14 protein-coding genes are annotated in these 13,936 nt (G+C 67.9%); 6 read left to right on the top strand and 8 right to left on the bottom strand.

All coding sequences use genetic code 11. From position 1 onward, the window contains the following. Nucleotides 1-9: 9 nt before the first annotated feature. On the bottom strand, nt 10-747 hold the full coding sequence (locus tag Q1A36_RS03900; protein ID WP_299840048.1) for a response regulator: 738 nt from the start codon (nt 745-747) through the stop codon (nt 10-12). Nucleotides 748-893: 146 nt separating this feature from the next. Here Q1A36_RS03900 and mce point away from each other — a divergent pair, with 146 nt between their 5' ends. Both mce and Q1A36_RS03890 read left to right on the top strand, forming a co-directional pair. Next, on the top strand, nt 894-1,298 hold the full coding sequence (gene mce / locus Q1A36_RS03895; RefSeq protein WP_299840045.1) for a methylmalonyl-CoA epimerase: 405 nt from the start codon (nt 894-896) through the stop codon (nt 1,296-1,298). Beyond that, nucleotides 1,298-1,570 carry a DUF1467 family protein gene (locus Q1A36_RS03890; protein WP_101751946.1) on the top strand — a complete coding sequence of 91 codons (273 nt, stop codon included), beginning with the start codon at nt 1,298-1,300 and terminating at the stop codon, nt 1,568-1,570. The genes mce and Q1A36_RS03890 overlap by 1 nt, the downstream gene beginning before the upstream one ends. Here Q1A36_RS03890 and Q1A36_RS03885 read toward each other — a convergent pair. Together Q1A36_RS03885 and Q1A36_RS03880 are read right to left on the bottom strand one after the other, a co-directional pair. Further along, on the bottom strand, nt 1,524-2,243 hold the full coding sequence (locus Q1A36_RS03885) for an EI24 domain-containing protein (RefSeq protein ID WP_299840040.1): 720 nt from the start codon (nt 2,241-2,243) through the stop codon (nt 1,524-1,526). The two genes, Q1A36_RS03890 and Q1A36_RS03885, sit on opposite strands and share 47 nt — an antisense overlap. After that, nucleotides 2,240-2,827, bottom strand: a complete 588-nt coding sequence (locus tag Q1A36_RS03880) for a nitroreductase (RefSeq protein ID WP_299840037.1) — start codon at nt 2,825-2,827, stop codon at nt 2,240-2,242. The genes Q1A36_RS03885 and Q1A36_RS03880 overlap by 4 nt, the downstream gene beginning before the upstream one ends. A 95-nt stretch (nt 2,828-2,922) precedes the next feature. On the opposite strand from Q1A36_RS03880, the gene Q1A36_RS03875 reads away from it, so the two are divergent. Then, nucleotides 2,923-3,174, top strand: coding sequence for a DUF167 domain-containing protein (locus Q1A36_RS03875; protein ID WP_299840034.1), 252 nt, complete (start codon nt 2,923-2,925; stop codon nt 3,172-3,174). Here the strand turns inward: Q1A36_RS03875 and Q1A36_RS03870 are convergent. Next, nucleotides 3,171-3,416: a hypothetical protein gene (locus tag Q1A36_RS03870; protein ID WP_299840031.1), complete on the bottom strand. Its 246-nt coding sequence runs from the start codon at nt 3,414-3,416 to the stop codon at nt 3,171-3,173. The genes Q1A36_RS03875 and Q1A36_RS03870 overlap by 4 nt on opposite strands. 233 nt (nt 3,417-3,649) lie before the next feature. On the opposite strand from Q1A36_RS03870, the gene Q1A36_RS03865 reads away from it, so the two are divergent. After that, nucleotides 3,650-4,408 carry a M48 family metalloprotease gene (locus Q1A36_RS03865; protein WP_299840029.1) on the top strand — a complete coding sequence of 253 codons (759 nt, stop codon included), beginning with the start codon at nt 3,650-3,652 and terminating at the stop codon, nt 4,406-4,408. 207 nt (nt 4,409-4,615) lie between these two features. Then, nucleotides 4,616-4,978 (top strand): hypothetical protein, encoded by a 363-nt coding sequence (locus Q1A36_RS03860; RefSeq protein ID WP_299840026.1) that lies wholly within the window; start codon nt 4,616-4,618, stop codon nt 4,976-4,978. Between the two features lie 67 nt (nt 4,979-5,045). Here the strand turns inward: Q1A36_RS03860 and ilvN are convergent, their stop codons facing one another. The 3 genes from ilvN to Q1A36_RS03845 all read right to left on the bottom strand — a co-directional run bounded on the left by ilvN (nt 5,046) and on the right by Q1A36_RS03845 (nt 8,464). Beyond that, nucleotides 5,046-5,606 carry an acetolactate synthase small subunit gene (gene ilvN, locus Q1A36_RS03855; RefSeq protein ID WP_101751940.1) on the bottom strand — a complete coding sequence of 187 codons (561 nt, stop codon included), beginning with the start codon at nt 5,604-5,606 and terminating at the stop codon, nt 5,046-5,048. A 67-nt stretch (nt 5,607-5,673) separates the two neighbouring features. Next, nucleotides 5,674-7,428, bottom strand: coding sequence for an acetolactate synthase 3 large subunit (locus Q1A36_RS03850; protein WP_299840020.1), 1,755 nt, complete (start codon nt 7,426-7,428; stop codon nt 5,674-5,676). Between the two features lie 160 nt (nt 7,429-7,588). After that, nucleotides 7,589-8,464 (bottom strand): arginyltransferase, encoded by an 876-nt coding sequence (locus Q1A36_RS03845; protein ID WP_299840018.1) that lies wholly within the window; start codon nt 8,462-8,464, stop codon nt 7,589-7,591. 193 nt (nt 8,465-8,657) lie between these two features. Here Q1A36_RS03845 and Q1A36_RS03840 point away from each other — a divergent pair, with 193 nt between their 5' ends. Further along, nucleotides 8,658-11,468 (top strand): glutamine-synthetase adenylyltransferase, encoded by a 2,811-nt coding sequence (locus tag Q1A36_RS03840; RefSeq protein ID WP_299840017.1) that lies wholly within the window; start codon nt 8,658-8,660, stop codon nt 11,466-11,468. An 81-nt stretch (nt 11,469-11,549) separates the two neighbouring features. Here Q1A36_RS03840 and Q1A36_RS03835 read toward each other — a convergent pair whose 3' ends face one another. Next, complete coding sequence (locus tag Q1A36_RS03835; protein ID WP_299840015.1) at nt 11,550-13,928, bottom strand: glycosyltransferase; 2,379 nt, start codon at nt 13,926-13,928, stop codon at nt 11,550-11,552. Nucleotides 13,929-13,936 lie beyond the last annotated feature (8 nt).

Below are 13,936 nucleotides of genomic sequence, written 5' to 3'. Positions count from 1 at the left end.
GGCGGCCCCTCAAATCCCCTTTGCCGCCGCCAGCCGCTCGTAAACCAGCCCGCTGATCCGGGTCAGATCCGCCGCAAGGGACCGTCCGTCGGCATGGTCGCGTGCCAGCAGGTTGGCCGCATCTTCCAGCGCCGGGTCATGGGCCGATCGGCCCAGCCCGGCAAGGAAGCCGGCGATGTAATCCACCGCGCCGGTATTCTCGGCCGCGGCCATCACCTCGACGATATGCAGCAGATCGTCGCGCAGCGCCGTGGCATCGGGGGCGATCACGTCATCGGGCAGCAGGCGAGGACCACCAAGCCGCACGGCGGCGGGCAGGTGACGCAGCACCATCTGCTGGAAGGCGGCAAGGCTTTCGACGGGCTTCGCCAGAAAGCCGTTGGCACCCGCCTCCATCGCCGCCTGTTCGTTGTCGGGATCGCCCGACATGCCGAGAATCACCGGCACGCGCGGATGCGCCGCGACCATGCGCCGGATCAGGTCGGCGCCATTGCCGTCGGGCAGACCCATGTCGACGATCACCACCGAGGGGCGATAGGTCTGCAGGTGCCGCGCGGCCGAGCGCAGGCAATCAGCCCGACGGATCCGCGCGCCAGAGCGCAGGCACAGCAGGCGCACGGCCTCGCTGGCAAAGCGCGAATCCTCGACCACCAGCACCGTCAGGCCGGTCAGCGGGCGGTTCGGCAGGTCGATTTTCCACTGCGGCAGGCCCTGTCCCGGTGTTTCCTTTCCAACTTCTGTCAGCATCACCTTGTCCTCGTTGCGATTCTCCCATTGCTCCACCTAAACTCCCAATCGCTAATATCAGGTTAACTGCGGCCTTGTTTCCCTTTCCCTCCGGGGCCAGCCGTCCTAGAACCACGCGCAAAGCCCCTGGCCCTGCGGAGACCATCATGATCGGACGCCTGAACCACGTCGCCATTGCCGTGCCCGACCTCGGGGCCGCCTCGGCGCAATACCAGAACACGCTTGGCGCAAAGGTCGGCGCGCCGCAGGACGAGCCCGATCACGGCGTCACCGTGGTCTTCATCGAACTGCCCAACACCAAGATCGAACTGCTTTATCCCCTGGGCGAGAACAGCCCGATCCAGGGCTTTCTGGACAAGAACCCCTCGGGCGGCATCCATCACATGTGCTTCGAGGTCGAGGACATCATCGCCGCCCGCGACAAGCTGAAATCCGAGGGCGCCCGAGTCCTTGGCACCGGCGAGCCGAAGATCGGCGCCCATGGCAAGCCGGTGCTGTTCCTGCATCCCAAGGACTTCAACGGCACCCTGATCGAGCTGGAGCAAGTCTGATGAACCTGACCGGCGGCATCGTCCTTTACGCGGTGATCTGGTTCCTGGTGCTGTTCATCCTCTTGCCCATCGGCCAGCGCAGTCAGGCCGAGGCGGGCGAGGTGGTGCCGGGCACGCCCGCAGGTGCGCCCGACAATCCCCGGCTGAAGCGCAAGATGCTGTGGTCCACGCTGATCTCGGCGGTACTCTGGGGCATCTGCGCCTATATCATCCTCGGCGGGGTGATCACCCGCGAGGATCTGGAAGCCTGGGGCCGGCTGACCGGCGTATGAGGTGAAAGAGGTGGGTGAACACCGCCGAGGCCAGCACCGGCACGGCGATGTTCAGCACCGGCACCGTCAACAGGACCGCGATGGCGATCCCGGTCAGGGTGATCTGGCCGCCCTGCGCGCGCCTCAGCGCATTGGCCTGCGGCGCCTGCAGATGCCGCCGCGCGGCCATCTGGAAGAACTCGCGCCCCAGCAGCCAGCCGTTCGCGGCATAGAACAGCACCGGCGCGAAGGGACCAAGGAAGGGCGTGGCGATCAGCGACAGGATCGCGACCCCCAGAACCGCCGCCATCACGCCGAGCGATTCCAGCAGACCGTCCAGAAAATCAACGCCTTGCCCGCGATCGTTCGGGTAATGGATCAGCTCTACCCGGTCCGAAACCTGCTCGGCGAACAGCCCCGAGAAGGCGGCGGCGACCGGGGCCATCAGGAAGAAGCCCATCAGCGGGAACAGCGCCAGCGACGACCACGAGAGCGCATTGCCGACATCGACCACCGTGCCGATCCAGGGCAGGGTGAAGCTGCCGGGGGTAAAGACGCGCACCAGCGCAAAGACCCCGGCCTGCAGCGCCACGAACAGCAGAAGCGTCAGCCCGATCCCGGTGAGCAGCAGCGACAGGATGCGCGGGCGGAACAGATCGGCCCAACCGAGGGCCAGCGCGCGCGTGAAGGTCATGCCGCGCCGCCCGCTGTGAGGTAGCTGGTCTTCGCGGCGATGTCGGGGCGCGGACGCTCGGGCGGCGTCTCGCCGCGCGTGCCCAGATGCACCAGCCCGACGATCTTCTCGCCCTCCTGCAGGCCCAGATGGGCGCGGCCGAATCCGGGGTTCAGCGCCGCCAGACCGGTCAGCCAGGCCGCCCCCCAGCCGGAAGCCAACGCCGCGTTCACCAGCCCCAGGCAAACCGCGCCGGCCGACAGGAACTGTTCCCAATCCGGCACTTTCGGACTTTCCACCGGGGTCGAGATCACCGCGACGATGACCGGCGAGGCAAAGGCCGCTGCGGCCTTCTCGGCCCCGGCGGCATCCTGCCCGGCGGCAAGCGCCTCCTGCCGCACCAGCGGCGCCAGATGGTCCAGCGCCGCCCGCTCGATCACCAGGAAGCGCCAGGGTTCCAGCTTGCCATGGTCAGGCACGCGCGCGGCCAGCGTCAGCAGGCGCTCGATCTCGGTGCGGTCTGGGCCGGGCTCGCGCAGCAGTTTCGGCGGATAGGACCGGCGATGGGCCAGAAACTCCAATGCGGCGTCGTTGCGATGGTCCATGCGGCTCTCCTCGTGACTTCGGCAGTGATGTAGGCTGCGCCGTGGGGGTTGAACAGGGGTTGCGGGCGCGCGCCCCGCCGCTGCACCCTTGGCGCATGAGCGATCTCAGCCATCTGGCCGTTCCCGGCACGGTGATCGCGGTGCGCGTCACGCCGCGCGCCGCGAAGAATGCCGTGTTGCTGGACGAGGTCGGGCGGGTCCGGGTGCTCGTGACCACCGTGCCCGAGGGCGGGCGCGCCAATGCCGAGGTGCAGAAGCTTCTGGCCAAGGCGCTTGGCGTGGCCAAGACCCGGCTGGTGCTGATCCGCGGCGCGACCGGCCGCGACAAGCAGTTCCGGCTGGATTAATCTCCGCGGTTCAGCCGGTAATTGCCCTCGGGCAGGTCCAGCGCCGCGCGCAATTCCTCCAGCTGTTCCAGCGTGAAGGTGATCCGCGCCACCTCGTTGCCCTCGGGTGTCATCTGCTCGACCACCACCCGGTCGTCGAAGGTCAGGATCACCACATCCTCGTTCAGCGGGCGGGTCCCGGCATCGGCCTCGTCGATCAGGGTGATGACGGTGGCATCGAAATCATGCTCGATGGTGAACATTCAGGTGATTCCTTCCTTCGCTGGCCTTGGCTGGGGCAGGGGTCGGGCAGCCCGCTGCTGCCGGCCATCTGATCCGGTTCCGCGGATCGGCGCAACCTCGCGGCCGACAATCGCGTGAACGGCTGCGTGAACGGGTCGATAAGATGCAACCGGGGGGTTTGCGCGCCCGTCCGCAGAGGGTAAAGTCAGCGGAAAGCCGCCGAGACGGCTGACCGATGCACGAGGGCAGTGAAATGCAGATCGCGAAATTGACAGGCCTGTCGCTGGGGGCCGCCTTGGGACTGGCCTCCTGCGCGCCGGTTCCGGGCGGCGTGGTGATGCCGCCGGCCAGTGACAGCGTGCCGATCACCCCCTCGCCTTCGGCCGATCATCCGAACACGGCTTCGGCGGCAGCGCGGTCCTTCGTCACCGTGATGCGCAAGATGGAGCCGGCGGTCGAGCGGGAATGCCTGCAGCGCCGCAGCCAGCCGATCAATTGCGATTTCCAGTTCGTCGTCGATGACCGCGCCGGGCTGGAGCCGAACGCCTTCCAGACCGTCGATTCGACCGGCCGCCCGATCATCGGCTTCACGCTGGCGCTGATCGCCTCGGCCCGGAACGCGGACGAGCTGGCCTTCGTCGTCGGCCACGAGGCCAGCCACCACATCCTCGGCCACCTGGACCAGAAGAACCGCGCTGCGCAGGCCGGGGCGGTGCTGGGCAGCATCCTTGGCAGCTATACCGGCGGCAACCCCGAGATGGTGCGCACCGCGCAACAGATCGGTGCCTCGATCTCATCCCGCACCTTCTCGAAGGAATGGGAATTGCAGGCCGATTACATGGGCGCGCTGATCACGCTGAACGCCGGCTATGACCCGCGCCACGGCGCCCGCTTCTTCGAGCGCATCCCCGATCCGGGCGACCGCATCCTCGGCTCGCACCCCTCGCGCGCCGCCCGCATCGCGCAGGTCGATCGCGCCGTTGCCGATTACACCAGCGGCCGCGCCCGCTGACCCCGTGGTTTCGGTCCCCCTTGTGGGACCGAAATGACACACATGCGGTTTTTCTGCAGCCCGATGCGGGATTGGTCAGAAACTGAGGATTCCGCGTCAGATTCCGCTTTCTTCAGGCTGAACTGGCCCATATGGTTCAATCAATCGTGATGGAAACAGTCGGCGGCGCGGTCGCGCGCCAGCAGTCGCAGGAAGAAGGAGCGCCAGATGATTGGCGTGGTGGTTTGGAGCAGCGCCGAGCGGCAGAAAGCCGTCATCTGGTGCGATGACCATGGGGCGCTCGCCTATCTTCAGGGACCGGAACATCTGATCGGCCAGAGTGAATGGCCCTGTGCCGGCGATCTTCTGTCGCTCGAATTCGAGACCATCGGCGATCTGCGCCATGCCCGGGCCGTCTCGATCATCGGCCCCCAGCATTGCCCCGGACTGCCCGATGTGCTGCGCGACGCCGCGCGCGAGGAGCCGCCGCTGCGGCTGGTCACCTCGAACGGCAAGCGTGTAGATCAGGACTACGAAGCCGAGGATGCGCGGGATGACCGGCTGCGCCGCGTCGCGGGCTGGGCCGGCTGAGCCGCAGAGCGCAATCATCAATGATGACGGGAAGGGGCGGGGCGCGGCAGCCGCCCCCCGTTTGCGTTCAGAGCCCGCGGGCCAGCGCCGCCACGCCGGTCCGGGCGATGTCCGCCAGACCCAGCGGCTGCATCAGCTCGGCAAAGGCATCGAGTTTGGCCGGCGTGCCGGTCATCTCGAAGACAAAGCTTTCCAGCGTCGAATCGACCACGTTGGCGCGGAAGATCTCGGCGATGCGCAGCGCCTCGACCCGCTTCTCGCCCTTGCCGGCCACCTTGAAGAGGCCCAGCTCGCGCTCGACCGAGGGCCCCTCGACCGTCAGGTCATGGACCTCGTGCACCGGCACGATGCGGCCCAGCTGCGCCTTGATCTGCTCGATCACGGCGGGGGTGCCGCGCGTCACCACGGTGATGCGAGAGCGGTGGCCGGTATGGTCAACCTCGGCCACGGTCAGGCTGTCGATGTTGTAGCCACGGCCGGAAAACAGCCCGATCACGCGCGCCAGCACGCCCGGCTCGTTCTCGACCAGCACGGCGAGGGTATGGCTTTCCTCGACCTGGGCGTTGGGGTCGCGCAGGTCATAGGCCGAATGGCTCGATGCGCCCTTCTGGATCTTCAGTGCATTCATCGCTCGGTCTTTCTTCTTCAAGCAAATATCCCGGGGGCGCGGGGGCAGGGCCCCCGCCGCCGGCCGGTCAAACCAGAACCGCGCCGCCCGACTGGATCGCGCCGGATGTCTCGGCGTCGCCCAGAAGCATCTCGTCATGCGGGCGGCCCGAGGGGATCATCGGGAAGACGTTCTCATGCTTCTCGACCAGCACGTCGAGGATATAGGGACCGTCATAATCCAGCATCGCCTGGATCGCCGCGTCGAGATCGGCCGGGTCGCGCACCACCGCGCCGGCGCAGCCAAAGGCCTCGGCCAGCTTGACGAAATCGGGCAGGCTGTCGGACCAGCTCTGGCTGTAACGCTCGCCATGCAGCAGCTGCTGCCATTGCCGCACCATGCCCAAACGCTCGTTGTTCAGGATGAACTGCTTCACCGGCAGGCGGAACTGCACCGCCGTGCTCATTTCCTGCATGTTCATCAGCCAGCTGGCATCACCCGCGACGTTGATGACCAGCGCCTCGGGATGCGCCATCTGCACCCCGATCGAGGCCGGCAGGCCATAGCCCATGGTGCCCAGACCGCCCGAGGTCATCCAGCGGTTCGGCTGGTCGAAATGCAGGTATTGCGCGGCCCACATCTGGTGCTGGCCGACCTCGGTGGTGATATAGCGGTCACGCCCCTTGGTCAGCGCCTCCAGCCGTTCCAGCGCGTGCTGCGGCTTGATGATCTTGTCGGAGTTGCGATAGGCGAGGCAGTTCTTGGAGCGCCAGCCCTCGATCTTCTCCCACCACTTGCTCAAGGCCGCGCTGTTCACCTTGCGGCCGCGCGATTTCCACACCTTCAGCATGTCTTCCAGCACATGGCCGACATCGCCGACGATGGGAATATCGACATGGATGACCTTGTTGATCGACGAGGGATCGATGTCGATATGGGCCTTGACCGAGCCGGGGCTGAAATCGGCGACGCGGCCGGTGATGCGGTCGTCGAAGCGCGCGCCCAGGTTGATCATCAGGTCGCATCCATGCATCGCCAGGTTGGCCTCGTAGAGGCCATGCATCCCAAGCATCCCGATCCAGTTCTTGCCCGATGCCGGATAGGCGCCCAGACCCATCAGCGTCGATGTCACCGGGAAGCCGGTCGCATCGGCCAGTTCGCGCAGAAGCTGGCTGGCCGCTGTGCCGGAGTTGATCACGCCGCCGCCGGTATAGAAGATCGGGCGCTCGGCCCGTTCCATCAGTTCGACCAGCCGGGTGATCGCCTGCAGATCGCCCTTGCGCGCCGGCTGGTAGGCGCCCGGCTCGACCTGTTTCGGGCCGACATAATCGGCCTCGGCGAATTGCACGTCCTTCGGGATGTCGATCAGCACCGGACCGGGGCGGCCCGAGGTGGCGACGTGGAAGGCCTTGTGGATGGTCTGGCTCAGCTGCGCCGTGTCCTTCACCAGCCAGTTATGCTTGGTGCAGGGGCGGGTGATGCCGACGGTATCGGCCTCCTGGAAGCCATCGGTGCCAATGAGGAAGGTCGGAACCTGCCCCGAGATGACGACAAGCGGGATCGAATCCAGGAGCGCATCCGTCAGCCCGGTGACCGCGTTGGTCGCCCCGGGACCCGACGTGACCAGAACGACGCCCGGCTTGCCGGTCGAGCGGGCATAGCCCTCGGCCATGTGGACCGCGCCCTGTTCGTGGCGGACCAGCACATGGGTGATGTCGTTCTGCTGGAAGATCTCGTCATAAATGGGTAGCACGGCGCCCCCCGGATAGCCGAATACGGTGTCGACGCCCTGATCGCGCAGAGCTTCAATCACCATTTTCGCACCCGTCATGCTTCGGGACATGTCCGTCTCTCCGTAATGAAAAATAAGGCGCGGATTTACGCCGCGCTGCCGCAAACTAGGGGGGCGGTTGGGAAGGGTCAATGCCAATTCGCGGAGAAAATGACGCGAAAATCGCGTTTTTTGTAATTTTATTTCCAGAAGCACGCCTGTGGCGCAAGTTTCATTCGGGTTGCGGCAGGGAAATCCGTGCCACCTGCTCGACGATCGGATCGACCGACAGCGGATGGGTCTCGCTGTTATGGCTCTCGGGGTCGCCGATCGGCTGCCAGACCCCGCCCTTGTAGATCTCCAGCGCCGAGAAGCGCGCCTTGTAATCCATCTTGCGGCTGCCCGGCACCCAGTAGCCCAGGTAGACATAGGGCAGCCCGGCCGAGCGGGCGAGTTCGACGTGATCAAGGATGATATGGCTGCCCAGGCTGGCCGCGCGCAGGTCCGGGTCGTAGAAGCTGTAGACGAGGCTCAACCCGTCATCCAGCACATCGGTCAGGCAGACGGCGGCCAGGTGATCCTCGGCCGCCTTGCCCCCGGCAGGCGCGCCGGCGGCGGCGGCTGCGGGCTTCTGCCCGTCACCAAGCGCGCGCGGGCCGCGATATTCGATCACCCGGCTTTTCACCGGGGTTTCCTCGATCATCGCGGCGAATTCGAAGATGTCCATGTCGGCCATGCCGCCATCGGCATGGCGATGGTCGAGATAATGCCGGAACAGCTCGTACTGTTCCTCGGTTGCCCAGGCACTGGTCGACAGGCGCCGCAGCGCGGCATTGCGGCGGAGGAGCTTGCGCTGCGTGCGCGAGGGCTGGAAATCCGCGACGCGGATGCGCGCCGACATGCAGGCGGTGCAGCTTTCGCAACTGGGACGATAGAGCACGTTCTGCGATCGCCGGAAGCCCTGGCGCGACAGCGCGTTGTTCAACTCGGCAGCGTTTTCCCCGTGCAGCGCGGTGAACAGCTTTCGCTCGGCCCGCCCGTGCAGATAGGGGCAGGGCTGCGGAGCCGTCACATAGAATTGCGGCGCATGGGGCAGGGTATGGCGCATCAGCTGCCTGCCGCAAGAAGCCTGGAAAGGTCAGTCGTCATGCACCTCGCCGGCGCTCGCCGACGCTCCTGATAATCGCGCCAATTGGCGGAACCCTACCAACCTTTGCCGGACGCGCCAAGCATTGTCGCAGTCCTCCGGGGGCCGTTCGGGGGCCGTTGACGCGATTCCCGCGATGGCTAGTGTGGCTGGCATGGATTTTGCCGCCTCGATCAGCCATTCGCCCATCCCCCATGATTCGGTCCGTGCCGAGGCCGCGCGCGAGGCGCTGGCCGGCCTGCCCGCCCCGGTTGTCGACCTCGCCGCCGGCGCGGCGGGCTGCAGCCCCTACCTCGCCGGGCTGATCGAGCAGGAAGCCGACTGGCTGGCCGGCGCGCTGGACCTCGACGACCCGGTGGCCGCCGTCACCGCGGGGTTCGAGGCGCTGGATGCCGATGATCTGGGCGTGGCGCTGCGACAGGCCAAGCGGCGGGTGGCGCTGTTCACTGCGCTGGCCGACCTGGGCGGGGTCTGGCAGCTGGAACAGGTGACGGGCGCGATCTCGGCTCTGGCCGACCGGGCCGTCGATCTGGCTCTGCGTGTTCATGTCGCCGCCGAGGCGCGGCGCGGCAAGCTGCCCGCCCCGCGCGAGGGCCGCGAGGTGGACGCCGCCGGCATCTTCGCGCTGGCGATGGGCAAGGGCGGCGCCGGCGAGCTGAACTATTCCTCCGACATCGACCTGATCGTCTTTTATGACGATGACGCCTATGATCCCGACGACCAGCACGAGGCCCGCGCCGCGCTGATCCGCGCCACCCGCAAGATGGCCGCGACGCTGTCGGACAATACCGAGCATGGCTATGTCTTCCGCACCGACCTGCGGCTGCGCCCCGATGCGGCGGTGACGCCGGTCTGCATCTCGGCCTCGGCGGCGCTGACCTATTACGAGGCCGAGGGCCGCACATGGGAACGCGCGGCCTATATCAAGGCGCGCCCGGCGGCGGGCGACCTGAAGGCGGGGCAGCGGTTTCTCGAGGAACTGCGGCCTTTCGTCTGGCGCAAGCATCTGGATTTCGCCGCCATCCAGGACGCCCACGACATGCGGCTGCGCATCCGCGACCACAAGGGTCTGGGCGGGCGGCTGGAGGTGCCGGGCCACAACATGAAGCTGGGCCGGGGCGGCATCCGCGAGATCGAGTTCTTCACCCAGACCCGCCAGTTGATCGCCGGCGGCCGCGATCCCGACCTGCGCCGGCGCGATACCGTCGGCGGGCTGGCGGCGCTGGCCGCGAAGGGTTGGATCCCGACCGAGGTTGCAGACGAGCTGACCGATCACTATCGCCAGCACCGCGACATCGAGCACCGCATCCAGATGGTGCATGACGCCCAGACCCACAGCCTGCCCAAGGATCACGAGGGGCTGCAGATCATCGCCGAGATGATGGGCGAGGCGGATGTGGAGGCATGGTCGTCCCGGCTGAAGGCGCGGCTGGAGCGGGTGCACGAACTGACCGAAAGCTTCTTCGCGCCGGGCGAGGCCGGCAAGCTGCCCGATCTCTCGGACGAGGCCAAGGCGATCATCGCCCGTTGGGCGGATTACCCGGCGCTGCGCTCGGACCGGGCGCGCGCGATCTTCCGCCGAGTCCAGCCCGAACTGCTGTCGCGCATGGCCCGCGCCTCGCATCCCGACGAGGCGCTGGCGCGCTTCGATGCCTTCCTGTCGGGCCTGCCCGCCGGGGTGCAGCTGTTCTCGCTGTTCGAGGCCAATCCGCAGCTGATCGAGCTGATCGTCGATATCTGCGGCACCGCGCCGGGTCTGGCCAGCTATCTCTCGCGCCACCCGGCGGTGCTGGACGCGGTCTTGGGCGGCAGCTTCTTTGCGCCATGGCCCCGGGCCGAAGGCTTGCAGTCCAGCCTTTCGGCGGCGCTGAAATCGGCGCTGGACGCGCCGGGGGGTGGCTATGAACAGGCGTTGGATACGGCGCGGCGTTGGGCGCATGAATGGCATTTCCGCATCGGCGTGCACCTGTTGCGGGGACTGATCGATGCCGACGAGGCGGCGGTGCAATATGCCGATCTGGCCGATGCCGCCATCGCCGCGCTGTTCCCGGTGACGGTCGAGGAGTTCTCGCGGCGCCATGGCCCGCCCCCGGGGCGCGGGGCTGTTGTGCTAGGCATGGGCTCGCTGGGGGCGCGGCAGCTGAACACCGGCTCGGATCTGGATCTCATCGTCATCTATGACGCCGAGGGGGCCGAGATGTCCGAGGGGCCGCGCCCCTTGGCGACCCGACCCTATTACGCGCGGCTTACCCAGGCGATGATTACCGCCGTTTCCGCACCGACCGCCGAGGGGAGGCTTTACGAGGTCGACATGCGGCTGCGTCCCTCGGGGCGGCAGGGGCCGGTGGCGACCTCGGTGCAGAGCTTCGAGAATTACCAGATGACCGAGGCCTGGACCTGGGAGCATCTGGCCCTGACCCGCGCCCGTCCGGTGGCTGCTGCCGGCCCGGATGGCGCGGCGCTGGCCGATCAGGTCGAGGCGTTGCGTCACAGGGTGCTGCAGGATCGGGGGGGCGCGGCGCAGGTGATGCCCGACCTGGCCGAGATGCGCGGCCGCATCTTCCGCGCCAAGGCCCCGGACGGGGCCTGGGAGGCGAAGATCGGGCCGGGTCATCTGCAGGATATCGAGCTTCTGGCGCAATCCTTCGCGCTGCGCACGGGCGATCCCGCGCGCGGTGTGGCGGCGCAGGTCCGCGCCGGCAAGCGCGCCGGGCTGATCGCGGGCGCCGAGGCCGACAGGCTGCTGTCGGCGCATCGTTTCCTCTGGCGGCTGCATGCCTCGGGGCGGCTCTTGACCGACCGGCCGCTCGACATGGAGGAAATCGGCGCGGGCGGGCAGGACCTCTTGCTGCGCGAGACCGGGGCCGCGACGCTGGACGCGCTGGCCGAAACGCTGGCGCGGCAGGGGCGCGAGGCCGAGGCGATCATCGCCGCGCAATTGCCGACGGTCGAGGTCGAGGGGTGAACGGGCAGCTTTGGCACGGCGAGAACCCGGCGCAGGGACGCGCCGGGTTGTGGTCATGTGGTGCCGAAAATGGCCGCGCGATCAGGCGGCCCCGCGCCTGCGGCGCATGAAAGAGAGTTGCAGATGGCGGGGCAGGGGCGCGGGCATCTTTCCGCGCGCGCCGGCATCGCTTCCACGATCACGGCGCGGGGCAGCGGCAGGCGCCGACATCTCCTGCGCTGATCCGAATGGCTCGTCCTCGGCGGTTCCCGACATCGAGTCCTGTCCCAGAATACTGTTCGAGGCGACCAGCAACTCGCGCAGCCTGTCCTGCAGCTCGGGCGCGGGCGGGGTCCGCCTTGCGCGGCCGTCATCGAGCACGCCCAGCACCGGGATCGCCACCGTCCCCGGCAGATGCGCGGCGGGGTTCTGCGGCATCGCCGCCGGCAGGGCCTCGGTCTCGGCCTGATCCTGCGGCCCGTCATAGACGCCATGCACGGTCTTGTCCCAGTAGAAGGGTTTGACAACGGCCTCGTAGATCGCCTTCCAGCCGGCGAGGCAGCCAAGCGGGTGATAGACATGCAGCGTCGGCACCCAGAGGCGCAGATGCCCGCGCTTCGAACCCCGCACCGCCCAGAGGCCGATGGCGATGTTGACCGCCTCGGCCGATAGCAGCAGCGCGACCAGCGCCGCGACCGCATGACCCGGCCAGAGCGTCGAGAGCGGCGCAGCCAGCGGATGCGGCAGGCCAAGGGCGATCAGCCAGAAGCTCAGCAGAACCGGGGCCAGCAGGTATTGCGACAGCGATCCGAGGAACTGCACCTGGAAGGCGATGAAGCGTTTCGCCCCCAGCTCTGCCAGCAGCCGGCGCGGATCGCGCATGTGCACGGCCCAGGTCAGCGCATGGCCCTTGATCCAGCGCGAGCGCTGCTTGACCCAGGGCACCGTGCGGCAATTGGCCTCTTCATCGGTGGTCGTGTCCAGCATCTCGGTGCGCAAGCCGCGACGGGCAAATCGCACGCCGAGATCGGCATCCTCGGTGACGTTCCACGCGTCCCAGGCCCCCACCTGCTCCAGCGCCGCGCGGCGGCAGAACAGCGTGGTGCCGCCAAGCGGAATGACCAGCCCCAGCCGCGCCGCGCCGGGCAGGATGGCGCGGAACCAGCCAGCATATTCGACGGTGAAGCAGCGCGCCAGCCAGTTGGTGCGGGGGTTGTAGAAATCCAGCGCCCCCTGCAGGCAGGCCACGTCCTCCGGGGCGAAGTGAAAGCGGCGGGCGACCTTATGCAGCTGCTCGGGCTCGGGCGCGTCCTCGGCATCCCAGACCCCGATGATCTGGCCGCGGCAGAAGTTCAGCGCATAGTTCAGCGCCCGAGGCTTGGTGCGGATCGGGCCGTCGGGCACGGTGACGACGCGGATCCAGCGCGGCAGGCCGGCCACGGCCAGCGCGTCGCGGGTGATGCGGTCGCCTTCCTCGATCACCAGCAGGATATCGGTCAGCTCGCGCGGATAGGTCAGCCGCGCCAGCCGCCCGACCAGCCGCTCGGCAATGTCGCTTTCGGCGAACATCGGCACCATGACGGAAATCAGTGGCAGCGGTCCGGTCATCTCGGGCGGGGTGCGGCTCAGCGCCGCCAGATCGGCCTTGGCCCGCCGCTCGGCCCGTTCTCCAGCGAGGGTTGCCGCGAAGCAAAGCGCCTTCAGCACGGTCACGCAGACCAGCGTGCCCATCACCCAGATCGCCAGTGCGGCGAGGATCGCCACCGGCGCGAAGACGAGGCCAAACGCCAGCATCGCCATCGCCCCCAGCGCGATCCGGGTCGCCCGGCCCCGGCTGGCCTGACGGCAGCTTTCCGGGGCTGGCACCCTTGCCTCGGCGGCGCGGATCAGTTGCGTGCGGCGGGTGAGCAGAATCGCCTCCTGCGCGGCGACTTCCGAGCAAAGCAGCATGCGCAGGTTGCCAAACCCCTCGGGAAACTCCTGCGACAGGCGGGCGAAAGCCTCGGGCCGCGCGGTGGCGACCCAAGTCAGCCCGGCGGTGCGGCGCCAGGGAACGAGGGCATGGGTCATGCAGAACTCGGCCCCCAACTCGTCGATGAGGCGCGGATCGGGGGGCTGGGCCTGCAGATCGACGGTATTGGTGCGCCATTGCCGGGCCAGCGCCCGGGTCAGCGCGTCTTCAGTAACCCAGCCCTGGGCCAGCAGGATGTCCTCGAGCCGGGCGTCCTGTCGCCGGCGCAGCACCGCCGCGCGCAGCAGAAGCTCGGAACTGACCGCGCCGTCTTCGAGGAGGATCTGGCCGAGCGGACGCAGCTCGCGCGGTTGGGGCGCGGCGTCGAGTGCTGCCCCGTAACGGGCAAGGGCGGCAGAGCGAAGGCCCGGCCCCGGCAGGGGCAGGACATTGTCAGCGCGATCCGGTGCGGCGGCAGCCGTGATCGGGTTGGCGGGGTCTTCGGCAGGCTCGGAAGCAATGGGCAGCATCGGGCGAC

Source organism: uncultured Paracoccus sp. (assembly GCF_947487305.1).
Lineage (GTDB): Bacteria > Pseudomonadota > Alphaproteobacteria > Rhodobacterales > Rhodobacteraceae > Paracoccus.
This window is presented reverse-complemented; position numbering and strand designations above follow the sequence as displayed.

Coding starts and splice junctions, on each gene's coding strand:
- Q1A36_RS03900 (WP_299840048.1), bottom strand. CDS start 747: ATGCTGACAGAAGTTGGAAAGGAAACACCGGGACAGGGCCTGCCGCAG.
- mce (WP_299840045.1), top strand. CDS start 894: ATGATCGGACGCCTGAACCACGTCGCCATTGCCGTGCCCGACCTCGGG.
- Q1A36_RS03890 (WP_101751946.1), top strand. CDS start 1,298: ATGAACCTGACCGGCGGCATCGTCCTTTACGCGGTGATCTGGTTCCTG.
- Q1A36_RS03885 (WP_299840040.1), bottom strand. CDS start 2,243: ATGACCTTCACGCGCGCGCTGGCCCTCGGTTGGGCCGATCTGTTCCGC.
- Q1A36_RS03880 (WP_299840037.1), bottom strand. CDS start 2,827: ATGGACCATCGCAACGACGCCGCATTGGAGTTTCTGGCCCATCGCCGG.
- Q1A36_RS03875 (WP_299840034.1), top strand. CDS start 2,923: ATGAGCGATCTCAGCCATCTGGCCGTTCCCGGCACGGTGATCGCGGTG.
- Q1A36_RS03870 (WP_299840031.1), bottom strand. CDS start 3,416: ATGTTCACCATCGAGCATGATTTCGATGCCACCGTCATCACCCTGATC.
- Q1A36_RS03865 (WP_299840029.1), top strand. CDS start 3,650: ATGCAGATCGCGAAATTGACAGGCCTGTCGCTGGGGGCCGCCTTGGGA.
- Q1A36_RS03860 (WP_299840026.1), top strand. CDS start 4,616: ATGATTGGCGTGGTGGTTTGGAGCAGCGCCGAGCGGCAGAAAGCCGTC.
- ilvN (WP_101751940.1), bottom strand. CDS start 5,606: ATGAATGCACTGAAGATCCAGAAGGGCGCATCGAGCCATTCGGCCTAT.
- Q1A36_RS03850 (WP_299840020.1), bottom strand. CDS start 7,428: ATGTCCCGAAGCATGACGGGTGCGAAAATGGTGATTGAAGCTCTGCGC.
- Q1A36_RS03845 (WP_299840018.1), bottom strand. CDS start 8,464: ATGCGCCATACCCTGCCCCATGCGCCGCAATTCTATGTGACGGCTCCG.
- Q1A36_RS03840 (WP_299840017.1), top strand. CDS start 8,658: ATGGATTTTGCCGCCTCGATCAGCCATTCGCCCATCCCCCATGATTCG.
- Q1A36_RS03835 (WP_299840015.1), bottom strand. CDS start 13,928: ATGCTGCCCATTGCTTCCGAGCCTGCCGAAGACCCCGCCAACCCGATC.